This window comes from uncultured Devosia sp. (assembly GCF_913055165.1).
Classification (GTDB): Bacteria; Pseudomonadota; Alphaproteobacteria; order Rhizobiales; family Devosiaceae; genus Devosia.
Genome location: NZ_CAJXJS010000004.1, coordinates 88,809 through 107,304, shown reverse-complemented (window position 1 = coordinate 107,304; position 18,496 = coordinate 88,809). Strand labels below are relative to the sequence as shown.

Here is an 18,496-nt window from a genome sequence, read left to right as displayed (position 1 = left end):
GGTGCAACGTCCGCACGGCTTTCCACCATCGACAAGGGAAGCACGAAGTGTCGTCGCGCCGACTAGTCGGCGGGAGCCAGTGAAAACACTTCGACAACGTACTCGGAACCCATCGTTTTCGGCCCTACAGGAGGGCCTGGCTTCGCCGTGGCCGCGACCGAAAGGATGGAGATCGTCGAGAAAGACTTGAGCGATCCGGTCATGGCGGCGGTCGCCACGCGCGTGCGTCCGATAGGCTGGCGCAGGTCGTATTCGAAACTGTCTTGAGCGTGCGAACGGTCCGGCGCACCTGATGTCGCTCGCGCGCCGACGGGACGTCTACCAGACAAGCCTCGCACTCGATCCCATATCGCGCGACCACGGCGACCTTTGTTCCGGCTGTATCGGCGGTGGCCTCGGCAGCGTCTCGGTCTTGCTAGCTTAGCGCTCGACTCCCGATTGATCGACTGCTCAGAGTAGAAGAGTCATCTGTCGGATGGCGATTAGTAGCTCGACATAAGCAACGGTCGATGCGCAATAATCAAACCTGCAGCGGAGAGACGACATACTTCGCTTGACACTGAGATCAAGCGATTGTTGTGATAAATCTTCGCGCTTGGTGGGGGCGGGGCGATGCGGTGGCGTGAAGTCATTCTGGCGACTTGGGCAGCGCTGGCCATGGCATGGGCGCTCCTGGCGGTTGGCCTTACACCCGCCAACGCCGCCGGCGTCGTGGCCTCGTCCGAAACACCTGCCGGCGCGCTCGTTGAAGGCGGCACGCTGGTGCTCGAGGCATCGTCGTCGCACCTTTCGATTCAGCTTTATTGGGACGATGCTGATCGGCAGCGGACCAGCTTTCGCTACCTGACCATCCTGCCGCTCGCCGCCGACAAGGATCAGATCCTGTGGCGCCTGCTGATTGGCGGCGGTGCCAACGTGGCAAAGATCGCAGCCCGTGGCGAAGCCGAGGCCGGTTGGGAGAAGACTGATGGGCTTCCCGCGGAGGGCACGCCGGAGGCAGCGCTGCAATATGCGATCGCCGTCGCGCCTGAGGAAGTCGGTCAGATCCAGACCTCCATGGACCTCATCGAAGCCGACAAGAGCGACCGAACCTTATCGGGCTATGCGCGGTTCGGGGTTGACGCCTTGACCCAAGTGGTGCGCGCTGCCCAATTCAAGCAGCAGGTTGCTTCGGACAACATCGTCGAGCTGTTTCCCGATCCAGGCCAGTTCGGCGCCACTCCGGTTTCCTGGCTCTATGGACTGATGCAGCTCAATAGCGGCGGACCGGGAGGCCAGTTAGAAGGCTGTTCCACTCGGCGGTTCTTGTCACCGGCCGACCTCGAAGGCGGCCTGCTGGACCGACTGGGCGAGGCGATGGGAAGCAATATGGAGCAGCGGGCCGCGATCCGCTTCTTCGGAATTGTGCGTCTCTATACGGGTCTGCCCGAATATATCGTCAACAATGACGTAGCGGCTGACCTGCTCCCCTTCCTGCAGTTCGACCCGGTGATGGTCGACATTTACGACTGTCACATGCTGCAGGCGATGCGGGGCGGTGACGGGTATCCCGAGACGATGGTCGGCCGCAGTCAGCTCTATCGAGCTTTCGATGACTATCTGATGGGGGTCAGCAAGCCCCAAGATGGGACTCCAAGCCCGTTCCCCGGCGGCGAGCCGCCGAAATTCTTCCGAGCCGCCTATCTGGTCACACGGCCGCTGGGTGTTTCATTTGTCGACCTGCTCGAACGGCAATCTCCGACTATTCTCAATCTGCTGTGGAAGCCGCTGTTCGGGGTGGGCGGCGCCGTGGGCGTTGTCGATCTGGCCGAGACCCCTGACCTGCCTTCGGCCTCGACGCGTACTGCGCTTCATGAAATCAACGTTGCGCTCTTCGAGCTCAACCGGGGGATTATGCGGCGTCTCTACGCGCGCCCCGGGCGCATCTTCGATCCCCTCGACACAAACAATCCGGCGATGGCCGGTTATGGCAGGGCGACGGCTTTCGATCTGCGGATGGTCGTCGCCGAGCAAATGACAATCGAGCGCTACCTGCAGGACAACCGGCCGGGTCCGCAAACCATGCGCCAGTTGACCGACTACAGTCGTATTCTTCCGGCTTTGAACGTGGAGCGCGTCTTTGGGCCGGACAACGGCAAGAAGTGGGAGCACCTCAAGCAAATTCGGGATGTTTACGCGGCGGTCAGTGCGGCGGGCATTGAGGCGAACTTCGCCGACTTCAAATATCGCGTGGCCATCGGTTCGGCCTATGTCCTGATCCTGCACGGCATTGACCCGACCACCGAACTCAAGCCCTACCTGGACCGACTGTGGCCCACACTTAAACCCAGGCCCAAAGACGCTGAGGCGCGGGCTCTCGACGATCGGATCCGCGCGCTTCGGTCGGCGCCGGATATTCTGCTTGCAGCCGACGGCGGCAAGTCGCCGGCGAGTCGAGTGCAGCAGGGTGTAACGGCTTTCCTCTCGCCGGTCGTGGTCGACGGCTGGCTCGATTGCTCAGCGGGCGACATGCTGGCCCATGCAGAACTGCCGCAAGGCATCGCGACGGCAGAAGCTCGGCGCGCTTTCCTCGCCAGGTTCGGTCCGGCCGCGGCGATCGCCGCTTATGAACTGCTGCCTCAGGGCGGGGCCATCGACGGCGCGACTCGGCCCCCGACGAGCCTCGCGCCAAAGACCTGCACAGCCATTCACGCCCGCTTCATTGCCCTGCAATGCGCACTGCAAGCGACGAGTGCAGATGGCTGCAAGGCGGAGTTCGCGGCCTCGGTGCATTCGACGAGTGATGACGGGTCGGACGCGGTCTTCCTGTTCGAAGAAAGTGTCGCTGCCAAATCCTATGCAGCCCAACTCGGACCGTTCTTTTCGGCTGAGCTGGCCAAGACCACTGCTGTCGCTTCGGTGGTGGAGCAGGCCCGCATCGGCGCCAGTGAATACGCGCGGAAGGTCGCCCTCTTCACCGCCCTCGACGCGGCCTCGGCGCGGGCGCTCGCTAATTATGGCGCGGGGATCACCGAGGCCGACCTCGCGGCGCCGCGAGCGCTCTTCACCCCCGATAACGGCAAGGTGGGAACCGACACTGGTGGCGAGTTCACCATCGATGATGCCGCGGTAGGCCAGCTCGAGAGCGAACTTGCCAAGTCTCGCCTTGCCGCGACCATCGAGCAACGGCTTGCCGCGCTCGAGCCGATCCTGACCAAGCTCGAGGCTTACTACGATCCGAACAGACCCATCGTCCTTCCCGGTGTGTCCGACGAGCCGGCCGCCGGGACCGCGAGCTCGGTGACCGAGGAGATAATTTCGCTGGCGCCGGCGGCCGTGAAAGAGACGGTGCTGGCACTCCAGTCCACGCTTGCCGAGGCAGGCATAGAACTTGAGGTTTCGCCGACTGGCATGTCTGCCGAGGGGCTGCCGCTGCACGACGTGTCCGTCTCTTATCGCATGCCCGCCAGCAATGGCGCCTCTGCCTGCGCAGTGAACTCCGCCATTCCGTGCAGCGGAGGCGCGGAAGAAATCGTGCCGCTTGGCATAGACATTCATCGGGTGGTCAAGACAGAAGGCGGCGGTTTGCAGACGACGGCGCGCGCGGGCGAGCAGGACACTGATCTCAATGGCTCGGAGGCGGCGGCGGCGCTGCATCGTCTCGGACTTCCCTCAATCTTCGCTGTGCATGGTCTGGGCATTGAGAGTTCGCGAGACTTCAAGCGATTGTCGCTGTCTTTTGGCTTCGATGTAGCCGGACTGAGCAGCTCGGGCCTGACCCTGCCCATTATCGAGGACGGCGTTGCCGTCGATGTTCGCGGTGCGCTCGAAGCCGCCGTACGGCAAAAGATTGATAGCTTCGACATCTCCAACAGATTCGCGCAGTTGCGTCTTCCCGCCTTTGGCACGAAGGGAACCGGGATGTGGTTGGCCCCCGATCCAACGGGCGTAAGCCTCGACTTTGATTGGCCCGGGCAGGTCCTGACGGCCAAGATCGGGTACCGGTTGGGCTTTGGGCCGGACACCACCCCGTTGGTGAGCGCGAATGCCGAGTTGCTGGCGACCGAGAAGGGCTTTGAGGTTCGTCAGCTCTCCTTCGATGGCGGCGGGATCGAAGCGTTCACTGCCAGCCTCCTCGAGCGGACAGGCCTTGCTGACGCGCTTAAGGACAAGCTCGACGCCATCTCGATCGATCCTGAATACACCAATGGACAATTGGTCTTGGCAGTTGCCGGCAACTTCACCGTCGGCACCTGCAAAGCCGCAGTGGTGGTTCGGGTGCCCGCCGACGAATTTGCTGCCGATCCCACCAGGGTGATCGCCCGCATCACGACATCGGGCGAACAGGTCGCCAAGGACGTTGCTAACTGCGTCATCGACACGGCGCTCGACGGCGTCGAGCAAGTGCTTGACGCGGGATCGCTGCGCCTGTTCGGCCTGACCTTGACAATAGACAACGCCGCCGAGCTCAAGGAGCAGTATGCGCCAAATCCCGGTCTTCCCGAGTTGCAGCCCGAACTGTTGCTTGACGATAGCCGGAAATGCGACCTGCCCGGTCCGTCCAAAGGCACCATTACCGGCGCGGTCATTCGCATCGTCGACGGCACCGTCAAGCTCGATCTCTCGGCAATAGGCAGGATCGAGGCGGAGGCACAGCTTCTGGGCCGCGCCGTGGAGTGTCGGCTGAGGTCGTTGGTGGCACCCGGTGGGACCTTGGATGTGCGCGACATTCAGTTCAGTGGCGAGACGTTCTCGGCTGCCGTCACCCTCCGCGAGCTGCCCTGGCTGGGCGACATCTCTCTCGGCCGCATCAACATCTCGGCGCTTGGTACCGAAGACCCTGAGAAGATCCTGACCGATGCCGTTGGCGCGGCCCTCGAAGCGCGTGTGAGCGCGGAAATCGCCCGCCGGCTTCAGGGAAAGGTGGCGATGGTTGGTATTGGCGATTTTGAATTGCTGCCGGACGGGACCAAAGTCTCGCTCTTTGGCGCCAACGCCGGCATCGAGATCAAGGGGCGGGTGGATATCCAAAGCATCAAGGCGACCGCCACCCTCAGCCTGCCCTTTAAGGGCCTGCCGGGCAGCGCCAGGGTCACAATGGATATCGGCCAGTCGCTGCAGGATACCATTCTCGGCGTTATCGGCGACCTGCTGCCGTTTGGCGGCGATCAGGTGCAGATCACGCCGCCACGTCTTGAACGCCTTGACGCCAACGGTCGCCGCTTCGGGCTGGTGTTCGGCGCTACAGCGAATTTCGCCATGGCGCCGAGTGATGGCTTCAAGATCGAGATCAAGCGCATCATCATCACCGATCAGGATACTCGCCTCGGTGGCCAGATCAGGCTACGTCTCGGTTACGACCTCGAATTCGTCTATTTTGCGATCACCGATATCACCGTCATCTACGATACGGGCGAAGGTGGTGGCCACAAGGGCGTGATCCTGCAGGCGTCCGTGGCGCCGCTCGCCTCCGTGCTCAAATACATCATCAAGCTCGAGGGCGAACTCGATCTGCGCGAACTGCATTCGAAGCGGTTCACATTGAATGCCGCGCTCATCCTGCTCAACTCGCTCGACCTGATGATCTCGACTGGCACGATCGACCTCGACAAGTCCTCGATCACGTTTGATGCCAGGACCGCTCCCGCAGTGGCGGAAGTGCTCGACATCCACGGCACAGGCAAGTTGCTTGGCGAGGAGGGAATTGCCTCAGCCGACACCGTGATGGGCATTCTTGGTGTCAAACTTTCACAGACCGAAATGCTTGCCTGCAGCAAGCGCTGCGAGGACCTGCCGGCAGCAGAAATGCTGCGTGTCCGCGTGTATCAAAATCTTCTCATCGGCGATGCCAGTCTGCTCGGCACCACCGACTTTGAGTTGAACGATCCGCGGATCGGCGGTCGTGTCGATCTCGACCTCTTCGGCTGGCGCCCGGCGTCCGCGACACTCGATGCCAGCCTTGCCTCCGTTGTGGCGAAGCTGCGCTTCATCGGCATTGGCGTGACGGTCATCACGCCCTCGATCGACACGATGACCCCGGGACTTCTCGCCGATATTTTGAAAAGCCTGCTCGACATTGATCTTAGCTCGCTGCTTAAGCTGAAACTCAAGGACATCACGGTGTCCCTGATGCACGGCGACGGTTCGGTCACGACCACAAAACCCAATGCCAGCAATGGGCCGGATGGCGGTCAAAAGCCGGGTGGCGACGGAGCAGCCCAGGCGCCTGATCCGGGAAGCAGCGATCCCAAGCAATACAACAACACAACGCCCGGCCCCGGCGAAGCGGCGCCGAAGACGGAACCGCAGTTTCCCGGCGTCAATGAGCGCTTCGGCGAAGCCACCGTTCAGGCCATCTACTGCGAGAAGGTTTTTGGCACAGGCGAGTCCTGGCCGCCCAATGATGGGGATCGCTTCGAGTTCTGGGTCTACGGGCAGCGCGATACATCAGCGCGCCTTTATAGTGGGCATACGCATCCGGATCCCGCGCAGGTCACGTGGCACGATTGGACGTTCGACGCAGCGTCGGCGCGGGTGATCTGCGATAAGGGCGTCAACCCTGTGCACGAACTCAACTGGGAGAAGTATCCTCGCGTCGGCGTCGGCCGGCAGATCAGCGTGCAATACGAAGATTGCATCGGGAACGTTCCTTCGATCGGCCTTTGGGCACTGGTCGGAGAGGCCTTCAGCGACAAGGGCAAATTCGTTACGTCCTACAAGCCGGTGCTGTGCTGGCAAAACGGCAGCGAGCTCTACGACCTTAGGGTGCGGTTGCTTCACAATAGTGGAAGTTTTCTGGGGCTGGTCGAATGCACGGCGCCGGGGGTTGCGCCGCAATGGCTGGAGGACGATCCCCTGTTCCGCCGCGCCTGCCGCGAGCGCAGCGGCCTGCTCGATCTCGGGACGCTTGGCGACGTAAAAGATGGGCTGCTCACAGCGAGTCAGGAGTTCACCCTGCTCGACATCAGGGCACGTCACCTGCTGACGACCGGCCAGGGTTCGTTTCCAGACCAGAAGCTTGCTTTTCAGGTTCCGTTGGCGGCCGGCGCGATTGATGTGACGGTTTACCCGGTTTTTGACAGGGACGGCGCGGAGGTCGGAAGCCGGGTTTTGATGCAGGGCCCGGATGGCAAGACCCTGACCACCACATTGACCCTGGACGATCCACTTGGGTCATGGCTAGCCTTGCCCGGCTTTCAGCAGGAGATCATCACGCTCTGGTTCGAGGATGGTCGGCACCCCGTGGTTGACTTCGCTCGAACAGGAACCGACCTCGTGCTGTCGTCCGGAAGCATAGAGCGGCTTTGGCTCTGGCGCGACGACCCGGCGGGGACGACGGTCGAGCGCCGGGCGTTGGTGGTCGACCGGGACAAGCTGCATGACGAGTCGTTGCCGGAATTTTTTGAGGCGCTGGCTGCAGAAGTTCGTCTCTTGCCAGAACCGGGGGCGGTCTGGACCGCCTTCCTCGGAGTCGCCCCGCAAAGCGACATCCGGCTTTTCGTTTTGACGAGCGCCACCGATCAGGTGCGGATCCTGCTTGATCTCTATCTCGAGCCCGCCGGCGCCGAGCGGCCAGCGGGGGACTTTTCCGCAACCGACCGGAAAACCCGCCGGATTTGCCAGGCGGGCGATCAACTCGGTGCCGCCTTGGCTGGGGGCTTGGGCGCGGCGGGAAGCGGGCTGTCACTTGAAGATATCCTCGCGGCGCCGGACGAGCTTTTAGAGCTCGGGCCGCCTGTACATCCACTTATCATTGTTCGGCAGCAGCCGCAGTGCCCCTAACGGAACGGGAAAAAGACAGTGGCAGTAGATACCGAAGAGAGTGTGGCCACGCCGGAGGGCTCGTCATACCACCGCTTTCTCGAAGCCATGCTGCGGATGCGGATGATGTTGTTCGAACGCACGCTGGCGTTGACGACGCGCGGTTGGTGGCTTCTCTGCGTGCTGTCGCTCCTCCTTGGTCTCGTCACCTATGCGAGCATGCAATGGGTCTATCAAGGACGGTTGATCAGCGCCATTAAGGCGGTAGACGGCATCGAGGATTTCTGCGCCGAGACTGAAGGCCTCGATCCGGCGACATGTCGCGGCAGTGATGCTGAAGGACGCCGGGTCAGCCAGCAGCTGCTGTGGGCGCTGCTGATCGAGGCCGAAGTTATCGACGCGACGGAGGCGGAGACTCCGGTCGAACTCGACCAGGGTCTGCGAACCAACCGTCCCGCCTTTGCAGTCAGTTGTTTCCTCCAGAACAGCGTTCTCACCGTCGGCGCCGATGACAAGCCAGACTGCAAGCCTAGCAATATCGAGCCGCCAGCGACTAAATCGGGCACGCTGGACCTGGTGCTGGGACTTGCCTGGTCGATGTGCCAAAACGCATCGAGTAATGCGGCCCCGGAATTCCAGAAGAACCGCATCGCCCACTTCCTGGCCGGTATCTATCCCGACACGATATCGGACGCTTCGGGCGAATTAACCGGCGGACCACAATGGACCGATTTCATCGGCGTGCTGCTGTCGGGTTTGCGTCTTGCGCCCAGCAGTTCGATTTCCGATGTCGAGATTATTTCTGAGCTGACCCGCCTCTCACATGCGCAGTTCGCACTGAGCGACGAGGGGCGGCAAGGGTATCGCTTTCTCGAGGCGGACCGGTGCGTTGTCTCGACCTTGGATGCGCATGACGAGTTTCGGCGCATGCAGGCGTTCCAGAAATTGGGGGCATTCCTTCTGGGTCGCGTCGGGTCCAACCCGGCGGTGCGGACGGCCACGACCGAGTTGACTTACTGGACCGGGCCGGAGCAGCTCTTTCTGATCATCATGGGCTACTTCGCCTTGGTCCTGATCCTCCTGCGCGGACTTGCCTCGCTTGCGACAGCTCGAGGGGCGGTCCTTGCCCGTGACAATATTCGGGCGACGACGCGTTCGGAGCGACGCCTCGAAACTTTCGTTACCAACTGGCTCAAGGCCAAAGCCACCGATCCCGATCCGGCGGTGCGGAGCTATTGGAAAGACCTCATCACCGACGAACTGATCTCTGGCCGATGGCCGGTGCGCTTCGCGATTGCAACCCTCCCCGCGATCGGCTTTATCGGCACGGTACGGGGCATCCTGCTGTCGCTCTCCAATGCCGACGCGATTGTCTGGGCATCCACTCAGGCGGATCGCGCAGATGCCATATCAACGTTGTCGGGGAGCCTCGGACTGGCCTTTGCGACGACCATGATAGCGCTGCTGATCGGCGTTTTTATCTCCCTGCTTTCGGCGCTTGAAGGGCGCTTCGAAGAGCGAACGATGCTGACGCTATTTCGTGAGGGCAAGGTTGGGGCCTCACCCGTGCCGCCACTGACACCGGCTGTCCCCGCCGGACCTTCGCCGAATGTTTCGGGCAATCGGCCTCCTTCGAAGCGGGGAGGAAAGCCCGAATGAGCTTCGACCAGCCGGACAATCCGTTTTTTCTGAGCTTTACCGATGTGCTGACCTGCGTACTGGGCGGGTCGATCTCGCTGTTCCTGATTTTCGTCACGTTGGTGAAACTGGTCCCCGCGGAGCAGTCCAGCCAAGCATCGGCGGGTGTCGATCAGCGGGCGGGGATTCTGCGCGCGCTGGAGCGAGAAAAGACCGCGGGCGCCTCGGCCGCAACCTTGCAGCTGGTGTCGGAAAGCTGCGAGACCATTAATTCCATCGCGGTCGAGAACGCTGAAATTTGGTCTCTCACTAGCGTGGGGCCGAAGGGGGAAACTCTTTGCGGGCGCTTGATCGTCTTTGCGGCGGGATTGCCAAGCTCGACCACGCCGATCAAGAGCGATTTCATGCCGAGCCGCCCGATCTGGATTACGCTGACGGTTGGCGCCTCTGTGTGGTCACGACCTGTGGTGATCGATGCTGACGCCTTTCGTCAGATGGGCGCCCTGCTCACCATCGTTCCGTCGGCGCAAGTGCTGAACACTGCAACCAGTGAGGTCCTGCGCCCGCTGGCAGACGAGCCGGCCCAATGAGCCGACGCCGGCAACGACCCTCAGAGAGCAGCCTGGCGCTTAGTTTCATCGATACGATTTCGGGGGGCTTCGGCGCGGCCTTCTTCCTCTTTCTGATCTTTGCCTCGATGCCGTTCGAGGACTCGGCAGCTGTCGGCGGTGCGAGCCGGTTCATGGAAGTCTGGCTTCGCTGGAAGTCGGCAGCCGATCTCATGGGCATCACGCTAGAACACGAGTCCGGCGTGAGGATACGCCTGACATCGAAGGATTTTGTCATCGATCCGTTCACCGGAAAGCTCGCCCCCAAGATCGACAAACCTCTTTGGCGATCCGCCCAGGTCAACGGCTTTTCGTGGTTCGGCGAAGCCGGGATGCAAAATGGCGCAGAGGCGTCAACGCGGCTCCGGCTCGCCGATCCATGTCCGGGAAAGTGGCGGATTACCGCCACCCTGCATAGCCATTTGGCCGGCGAGGCGTGGCTCGCTCAGCCGGTAGCCGTGCCCTACTACGCCACGGCACGCGTGTTTGACGGCGTTAGCCGCAACAGCGACTACAGTGTGCCTTGGAAGGATATCTCGCCTGGAGTGACGGATGTCCTGAACTGGGAAACCGCCGCGGGAGTGAGCAGTGAGATTGATGTGCTAGCCCCGCCGCGCCAGAAGCTGACCTACTGCCCCACGCCGTCCAAACCTAGCTAGGATTCGTTCGACACCTCCCGCTCGGCGGGGGGCTAGCGGTGCGGCTCGCTGTGGGTATGTGCCCAAGGCGCAAAATGGACAGCATGAACCTGCCGTTGGATCTGCTGGCAGTCGCCCCGGGGTACGTCGGCTGGGTTGGAGCGGGTTCGCGTTCGAGATCAAAATGGCACGAGTCCGGCCCGGTCGATCGAGCAAAGCTCGAAACCGGTCTTATGTCGTGGCACAGTGGCGGCATGTGCAATGCTTACGAACAACATGTCGCTGGGTCGAATACATCGACGAGCGCCCTGTGCGCGCCGATCGCGTACGCAAATCCGTTGGCGCCGAGGACACTTTCGCGGCTGACATATTCGATCTCGAAAGTGCTCGTAAGGAACTGGTGCCCCTGGTCGGCAAGGTCTGGCGTTATTGCGCGGAGCGATCGATCCAGGGTCGTACAGTGACGCTCAAGGTAAAGTTCGCGAACTTTCAGCAGATCTCACGCAGCCGCACGATCGGTGGTGTCGTTGCCGCGGAGACGGAGCTCGCGACCGTTGCCGGCACGCTGCTCGATCAGGTATTTCCCGTCATCAAGGGAATACGCCTGCTCGGGGTGACACTTTCCAATCTGAGCGGATCGGCCGCTGAGGCAGACCGCCAGATGTCGCTGACCATCTAGGACGCACGTTATCGGACCGCCTTGCGAATTCTCTCTGTCAGAACCTGCTCGACGTAGAAATAGCCTTCCCAGGCATCGGGCTGTTGAGCCCGAGCGGCCGCGGCAAAGACGTCGAAAGCGCTAGCGCTTTTGAATGTCGGCAACTCGTCCCAGGTAACCGGTACCGCGCAGGATGCACCGGACCGCGCTCGTGTCGACCACGGGCATATTGCCGTGGCGCCCTGACCGTTGCGCAGATAGTCGAGGAACATCCGGCCCTTGCGCCTCGCCTTGCTCATATTCGCCACAAAGCGGGACGGATCCGTGCGCGCCAGTAGTTCGGCGAAGTCCTGGCAGAAACCCTTGACTGCTTCCCAGTCGGCCTGAGGGACGAGTGGAACGACGACGTGGATACCTTTGCCACCGGACAGCAGGGGCCAAGATTGTAGGCCAACCGCCTCGAGAACACCTCGGATGTCGAGCGCTGCCTGCTTGACGTCCTCGAAACCCAAGCCCTCGTCTGGATCGATGTCGAAGATCATCCGGTGAGGGAGGTCCGGCTGCTGGCGCAGACTGCCCCAGACGTGGAATTCGAGCACGTTCATTTGGACGCCCGCGACCAGGCCCGCCAGGTCGTCAATCCAAAGGATCCGGCTTTCCTTGCCGGACATTTTCTCCAGCTGCCCGTCATGGATAGCCTTAGGCATTCCAGGCAGCTTGTGCTTTTGAAAAAAGGTCTTCTGTAGGTCGCCGTTGGTATCGCGCACGAGAGAGAGAGGCCGGTCTTCGATATGGGGCAGCATCTTCTCGGCGACAGAAGCGTAGTATGCGGCGAGCGTTGCCTTGGTAACTACGGTGTCCGGATACATGACTTTGTCGGGATGGCTAAGGGTCACGCCCACGGCGCCTGCGATCCCCTTACCGATGCCAGGATCAAGAGTGGCGGTAGCGGGCGCTGCCTCCGACTTGGCAACTTCCATCACCACCTGATCGGCCCGCTTGTCTTCGCGCATCCCTTCAAAACTAGGATGCCGCAGGCTGCCATCAGGGGTCACCTCGGAATAGGTGACTTCGGCCACGAGTTCGGGCTTCACCCAGCGGGCTCGCCGGGCAATGTCGCGCGGCACGGAAGCGAAGGCGGGTCTGTCGAGCCGCCTTTTTTCGAGCTGCGCCAGTATTTTGTTCCGCATCGCCTCGGTGAACCCGGTGCCCACGCGGCCCCTATATATCAGCTTTCCATTCTCATAGGTGCCCAGGATCAGCGAGGCCATGCCCCCACCAGGGTCGCTGGACCGATAGCCCCCGATCACGAATTCCTGCCGCTTGATGCATTTGATCTTGAGCCAGGCTGCCGTCCGGTCGCCGAGATACCGACTGTCGGCGCGCTTGGCGATGACCCCTTCGTGGCCGCCGGCGCACATCGCATCGAAGATCTTTTTGCTATTGTCGGCGATATGGGTGGAGAACTGCAGACTGTCGTTCGGATCCCGGTCGCCCAAAAGGTCAGCAAGGCGTTCCTTGCGCTCGATCAACGGCCGGCCGGACAGATCCTCGCCATTCAGCTCAAGGAGGTCGAAGGCATAGAACTTGAGTGGCATTCCGGCGGCAATGCCGGTCTTGAGCATCGAGAAGTTCGTACGACCCTGGCTATCGACGGCTACAATCTCGCCGTCGATCAGTGCCGAGCCTTTCGTCAATGACTGCAGTGGCGGCAGGATAACCTTGAACTGACGGGTCCAGTCGTGGCCGTTGCGCGTGTAGACCACGATGTCGGCACCCGAGACAGCGACCTGGGCGCGATAGCCGTCGAACTTCATTTCAAAGAGCCAATCGGCGCCCACCGGGATGTCCTCGGTGAGCTTGCAGAGTTGGAACTGCCGGAAGGCAGGCAGTGGGTATCTTAGGGTAGATTCTGAGTCCCTGCGCCGCGTGCGCTTTTTGCTGTGTGCGACCTCTACGGCCGGCATGCGGAACTCGGATACATGATCCGATTCAATACTCTGCCGGGGGACTTTGTTCCACACGTTGCGCGGACGAATTGAACCTCAAGAGTCCGGCGGCGTTGTTGGGTACCGGAACGCAATCTTTTGGAGGACGCAATGGCCAGTACTCAAACAACGCGTGGACGCAGCCAGGACCGTGCGAAGGTCGCTGGTGGGCAGGATCACGAGGTGAAGTACGAGGCGGGCAAGACCGGAGCCAGCAAGGCTGAGGTTAAGTCAGCCGTCAAGTCGGTCGGCAACAGCCGCAAGAAGGTCGAGGACAAGCTCGGAAAGAAATAACCACGATCGCACCGGCGATCGGTCCGTCCTTGCTTCACAGGGCCTGTTTCCGACCGCCCTGTGGAATGCGAGGCCGGTCGCCTGCTTCGTCACTGATCAAATCACGGCGGCCATTGATGGTCGTCGTACTTCATGAGCTCAGCCTCGACGCTCTCGCGAGTTTCCAGGCGTATGACCCACTCTCCGACGCCAACCAGATCGAAAGAGTAGTGCGGATTCTTGTCGAACGACCGCGTTTGTTCGGTGGCCTGGTCAAGTTCAAGTGGTCGGACTGCAGCCTCGAGGTAAGGTGGCGTTCCGATGTCAGCTTTTAGCTGTCGCTTCCATGATTGGCTGTCTTGGAAGCTATCGATCTGGGAAATGACCCCTGTGAGAGCAGATTGGATAAGACCAATTACCTGTTTCCGCTCAGAAAAATAGCGTCGGTTCAGAAGACGCCGAAAACAAGGTTCCAGATAGGCGGCGTAGGCGCGCGACGGTCGGCCATTTGCGATCATGACCGCTCCAGCCTCGAGTAGGAAAGTTATGTAAATACGCTCTGAACAGCCATCGCGTAAGATATCAAGGTAGGCCTGATCCAAACATGCCTCGGCAGCCATGGGATTACTGGGCCGATGTAGTCTTGCAAGCGCGATCTCGAATCCCAGAACCTCGTGGTAGTTCGCTTGGGAGGAGGAGTGTGCTAGATTCGAGAGGCTGAGAGCGAATGCTTTGTATAGATCGCCAGGAGACCTCTTCCCGCGGGCGGGGCGGTCTCTACGTGCCAGCGCAAAAATGTATGTGAGCGCCCGATCGCGTGTGATTACCGGCCGCTCTCCATCCTTTTCAAGTTGTTCATAAATCTCGATTGCCTTGGTGTCGTGCCCCTCCAGATAGGCGATCTGGGCGGTGCGCGACTCCAAGCGTTCCTTATTCTTGAGATAAACCGAACGGACGTCTTTTATCTTTTCGAGGTTGTCCGCGGACTCCCGCAGGGCTTCGCGCGCTTCGCTGAAAAGGCCCATTGTGGCCAAAGCCAAAGCTTTGTTGATAAGGGATTTGCACACCAGCTCATGGTGCCGGAGCTGCCGTGCTTTTTCGGCAAGTTCCTCGAAAGCTTCCGCGGACTCCGGTAGGCGACCAACATCCAACAGCGCGAAGCCTACGTCAGAGAGGAACTGAATGTGATCTCTATCCGTCATTCCCGGGTGGCGCTTGCCAAGCACGCCGTCCCCGCTCAACAATTGGAGTAGCTCGACCTTCAATGCGTAGGCCCCGTACCGTCGGCTAAGTTCTCTCGAGTTGCCGTCGAGCAGATGCCGATAGACGATATTGCGCGCAAACGACCAAGCTTCGTGTGGATCGCAGCCGCGCTGTTTGGGGTTGGGCGGAGCGACGTCCAAGGTCTTGGGGGCGCTTTCTCTCGTCACACCCCGCCACTTGTCCTGGGTAGGGTTCGGGCGGGTCGGGTCTGCAGTGCCACAAGCCCGCATTAGATGCCGAATGACCTCTGCCAGGAAGAAGAGCTCTCGGCCAAGACGACCCGCTTGAAATGGCAGCTCATCTTCCATGGGTATATCAAATCGTTCCTCATACATCCGTTTGGCGATCAGGAAATGCACCCAAGCGCGTCGGTACACGGTGCTCTCGTCGGACTGTAACCAAAGATCCTGGATTATCGCCTTAACGCCCAACGGCATGGCGTAGCCTCGCTGTGGGTTTCGACCATACGGGGCGGGTTGTAGCAGCTGCTTATAGGGCGTCTTGACCGCGAGAGCGGCACATTCTTCGATATTAATACCGCTGATGACCTTCCTGGATTTTCCGGATTCCGATTGCTCCGTGGCCCTCTCATCGACGTAGGTAATTGCGCTTTCTGTGAGCCAGTAAAGTGCCGTTGAATTCCTACGGAGAAAGCGTGCGATGGGGCCATCGTCCTCGTTCTTTCCATCGCAGATGCAATTGAAGAACGTCACCGTTTCTCGGATCAGGGAGCGGATATCCGGCAGATGGTCGACGTCCATTGCGGCGAGTCGCTTGAAGCCCTGCGTCGGGTCAAAGTAAGACTCATTTTCTAGATTGGACGCGAAAAATGCCCTGAGCCGAATGGAAGCTGGCCAAATTTCGATGCCGGCTACTTGATCATAGTGCCAACGGACCTGCTTCAGGCGTGGATCGTCATCTCCGAGATCGTGTTCGACACCTCGTTCCAGTAGAAACCGGCGCAACTGAGCCTTGAAGAACGGAATGCGTTCCTCTGGCGGCACCACCAGAGCACTGGTCAGTTCCTCCAACTGGCCGTTGTCGATGCCCTCGGTCGTAGTCTTGTTGGAAACTAAGAGAATGTGCGGGCGTCGAACGCTTGTCTTCATTAACTGGATCGCATCTATGAGCCGTTTGAGCGGCGATCGTTTGCTCGCCTTCTCCAGAAATTGCGATGCGCCGAACACGACGACCAGAACGCCTTGGGCGCAAATCTCCGCCGCCAACCTTCGGGGATTGTTCCGGTCGGGGGCGTCGAGTCCTAGCTCTTGGGCAAGGTAGGCAATTTCCGACTTCCCATCCGTCTTGGTCGCATCGACATAAAGATAGGCCAACTTGCTGTACAAGCGCGCAACCGGGTGAGATCGAGCAAGTTGCTCGACCACATAAGCTGCCCCCGTCTGGAACGGGATTGACCACTCCAAGAGGATGTGGCTGGCCTCAGCGATCTGCTTTTCCAAAAGCCCGAAGGCTCTTTCCTCGGCGGCCCCAAAATCCAGGAGAAACGTCGTGGTCGGCAGCTGCGCATGAACCGCAACCGTGGGATGGTTGCCCCTTGGAGTGTCCGGCGCAATCCCGGCCCCTTCCAGTTTTTCGTCCAGAGCAGACAGTGACTCGGCGTCGAAGATATCAGCTGGCAGTTCAAAGGTCTCGATGAGACGTTTGCGATTCGCCGCGTCAGAGAACGCCTCGACTATGGCGCTGTCCGTCGCTTCACCCGGGTTAAGCCACCTTGAAATATAAACCTGCGCCGTGGCTGGTCGGTCAGTCTTCGGCAGGCCAGTAATCTTATAAAAATCGACGTCTTTCTTGGTGCTCTTGCCGCTGCTCTTAGAAAGGTGAGCCCTGTAATTGCGCCATATATGCGCGAAAATCTCCTCGAACCTCACACCATCCCCCAGATCGCCCTGTCGCGCCCATTTTGTATGGATTTCTGAAGAAATAAGGCGGCGAAAGCAACCTCTCCATTTTCTTACAGGCGTAAGAAACAACCAAATACAACGCCACGCGTCCGTATGGCGGAAGCACTCATTTCGTTGCTGTGGATTCGGTGAACTGATTTCGTGAGGCTGCGAAGAGGCCAGTAAGGCGTCTTCGCCAGCGTAACGAGTTTCAGGGCTCCTCGACCCGGATATGAGGCCGCCCTTGAGGAAGCCGAGAGGGCTGCAGACTCCTATTGTTCTGCGTTTAACGAGTCAAGCCTTCCATCGAAACGCGCTTCAAGCGCCGCGGTACAGGGAGGACCGAATGCCTAAACAGATCAGTCTGCAGATCAGCACTGACTGCGACGACCGATGTTCGCCGCCAGCCTGCAAGTGCGCGCACATCGAAGAAAACTTCCTTCGCTTGATGAAACTCCTTGAGGCGCCGGGGGCGGTGAACCGGCTCCTGAAGATGATCGAAGCGGACCAAGTCTGGGATGAGCTCGTAATCAATGAGGTGTCACGATGAACGCTTTGGTGCAAATTTTCGCTACCGAGCCGGCAAATGCCATCTGTGGCGTATGCCGCGTCGGCCATTGCTCGAATTCCATCGAGCCCATCTACGTCGACAACAACGCGACGGGGCGGAGAATGTGGAACTACATTCCCGAGCTGAGCATGCTGGAAAAAGTCGTGCCGGGCGATATGGCAGAGTATGTCAATCCAAACTCGGACAGGGGACCGGTAGCCAAAGAGCTGCGAACCCAGCTCGCGGAGATGGAAGGGATCGACAGGGAGGACCTTTTGATCGATGGGTCGGGCCTTGAGCGTATCAAGTCGCTACCCGGTTTGGTGGGAGCCAATACAATCATGGCGATCCGGAACGATTTCCCCGGTTACGCCTCAGGGCGATTGATCGGAAACCTCCCGTTCCGGGAAATCCCTTGCGACATCTGGGACCAGAGTTTGTCACCCGGTGCGGCAGCAGCGGCCGTGTTGGACGCTGATCGCCCGATTGTATTTCTTTCCATGCCGGTGACAAATCCAGGCCAGACCAAAGTCAACCTCGCCGTCGCTTCCGCTATTCGGGAGGCGAACCCAGACGCATGGGTCGTGATCGACGCCGCCTATCGACGTGACCGCCAACCGGCCGAAGATTACGTCAGCTACGCGCGTTCAACGCCTCGCACGGTCTATTTGAACGTTGCGGCAAAGGAGTTCGGCGCCTGTGGGGCTCGCATTTGTTGGATGACGGGAAACAAGGAAACCTTGGCTAAGCTCAAAATCGACATCTGCCCATATCCCGTCTCCATGCATTCAGCGCGCTACCTGAGCGAGCTCGCCGCGCGGCCTGGCCTCGTTGAACGCATTCATTCGGTTCAGCGCTCTGCCGCTGATGTCTATCGCCGCCTGCTGCCTGAATATGGATTCAGGTTCAAGAGTGGGTCGGGGCCATGGGTCTTGGTGGAGCTTGGTCCAGAGGCAGGAGCGATCGTCGATCGTCTCGCGAACCAGCACCGGGTGTACGTGCAGGATCAGACCGGCCGGATCGAGGACCTCGCTGGTTGGATCAGGATCTCAACGAATGTTCCTTGCGATGCGCGGCGTGTGGTCGAGGCGCTAGTCGCATCACGGAGTGCGACGAAGGCGGCTTGAATTCGCCCAGCCCCTGTTAGATGACCATCGCTCATGCTGTCGCCGGGGTGATCACAGCCACCCCGGCGACGACTTCTCGAGTTCTTGGGTGCGAAGCGCAGCCTCGAGCCGA

10 protein-coding genes are annotated in these 18,496 nt (G+C 60.3%); 8 read left to right on the top strand and 2 right to left on the bottom strand.

The genetic code is table 11. The features are described from left to right. The first annotated feature begins 612 nt into the window (after nt 1-612). From QZ564_RS02895 to QZ564_RS02875, 5 genes are all read left to right on the top strand, one after another. Nucleotides 613-7,761, top strand: coding sequence for a hypothetical protein (locus QZ564_RS02895; RefSeq protein ID WP_297104303.1), 7,149 nt, complete (start codon nt 613-615; stop codon nt 7,759-7,761). 18 nt (nt 7,762-7,779) lie between these two features. Continuing rightward, complete coding sequence (locus QZ564_RS02890) at nt 7,780-9,399, top strand: MotA/TolQ/ExbB proton channel family protein (protein ID WP_297104300.1); 1,620 nt, start codon at nt 7,780-7,782, stop codon at nt 9,397-9,399. After that, on the top strand, nt 9,396-9,968 hold the full coding sequence (locus QZ564_RS02885; RefSeq protein WP_297104297.1) for a hypothetical protein: 573 nt from the start codon (nt 9,396-9,398) through the stop codon (nt 9,966-9,968). The genes QZ564_RS02890 and QZ564_RS02885 overlap by 4 nt, the downstream gene beginning before the upstream one ends. Further along, the gene (locus QZ564_RS02880) at nt 9,965-10,645 is read left to right on the top strand and encodes a hypothetical protein (RefSeq protein ID WP_297104294.1); all 681 of its coding nucleotides are present in this window, start codon (nt 9,965-9,967) and stop codon (nt 10,643-10,645) included. Before QZ564_RS02885 ends, QZ564_RS02880 begins: the two co-directional genes overlap by 4 nt. Nucleotides 10,646-10,934: 289 nt before the next feature. Then, on the top strand, nt 10,935-11,303 hold the full coding sequence (locus QZ564_RS02875) for a hypothetical protein (protein ID WP_297104291.1): 369 nt from the start codon (nt 10,935-10,937) through the stop codon (nt 11,301-11,303). An 8-nt stretch (nt 11,304-11,311) separates the two neighbouring features. Here QZ564_RS02875 and ligD read toward each other — a convergent pair whose 3' ends face one another. Further along, the gene (gene ligD, locus QZ564_RS02870; protein WP_297104289.1) at nt 11,312-13,249 is read right to left on the bottom strand and encodes a DNA ligase D; all 1,938 of its coding nucleotides are present in this window, start codon (nt 13,247-13,249) and stop codon (nt 11,312-11,314) included. A 132-nt stretch (nt 13,250-13,381) separates the two neighbouring features. Between ligD and QZ564_RS02865 the strand changes: the two genes are divergently transcribed. Next, nucleotides 13,382-13,564, top strand: a complete 183-nt coding sequence (locus QZ564_RS02865; RefSeq protein ID WP_297104286.1) for a DUF3606 domain-containing protein — start codon at nt 13,382-13,384, stop codon at nt 13,562-13,564. 101 nt (nt 13,565-13,665) lie between these two features. Here QZ564_RS02865 and QZ564_RS02860 read toward each other — a convergent pair whose 3' ends face one another. Next, a complete protein-coding gene (locus tag QZ564_RS02860) occupies nt 13,666-16,695 on the bottom strand; it encodes a tetratricopeptide repeat protein (RefSeq protein ID WP_297104283.1) in 3,030 nt (1,009 codons plus the stop codon). A gap of 358 nt (nt 16,696-17,053) precedes the next feature. Here QZ564_RS02860 and QZ564_RS02855 point away from each other — a divergent pair, with 358 nt between their 5' ends. Further along, nucleotides 17,054-17,257, top strand: a complete 204-nt coding sequence (locus tag QZ564_RS02855; protein WP_297104280.1) for a hypothetical protein — start codon at nt 17,054-17,056, stop codon at nt 17,255-17,257. Beyond that, entirely contained in the window at nt 17,254-18,384 is a 1,131-nt protein-coding gene (locus QZ564_RS02850; RefSeq protein WP_297104277.1) for an aminotransferase class I/II-fold pyridoxal phosphate-dependent enzyme, read from the top strand. The genes QZ564_RS02855 and QZ564_RS02850 overlap by 4 nt, the downstream gene beginning before the upstream one ends. Nucleotides 18,385-18,496: the final 112 nt, after the last annotated feature.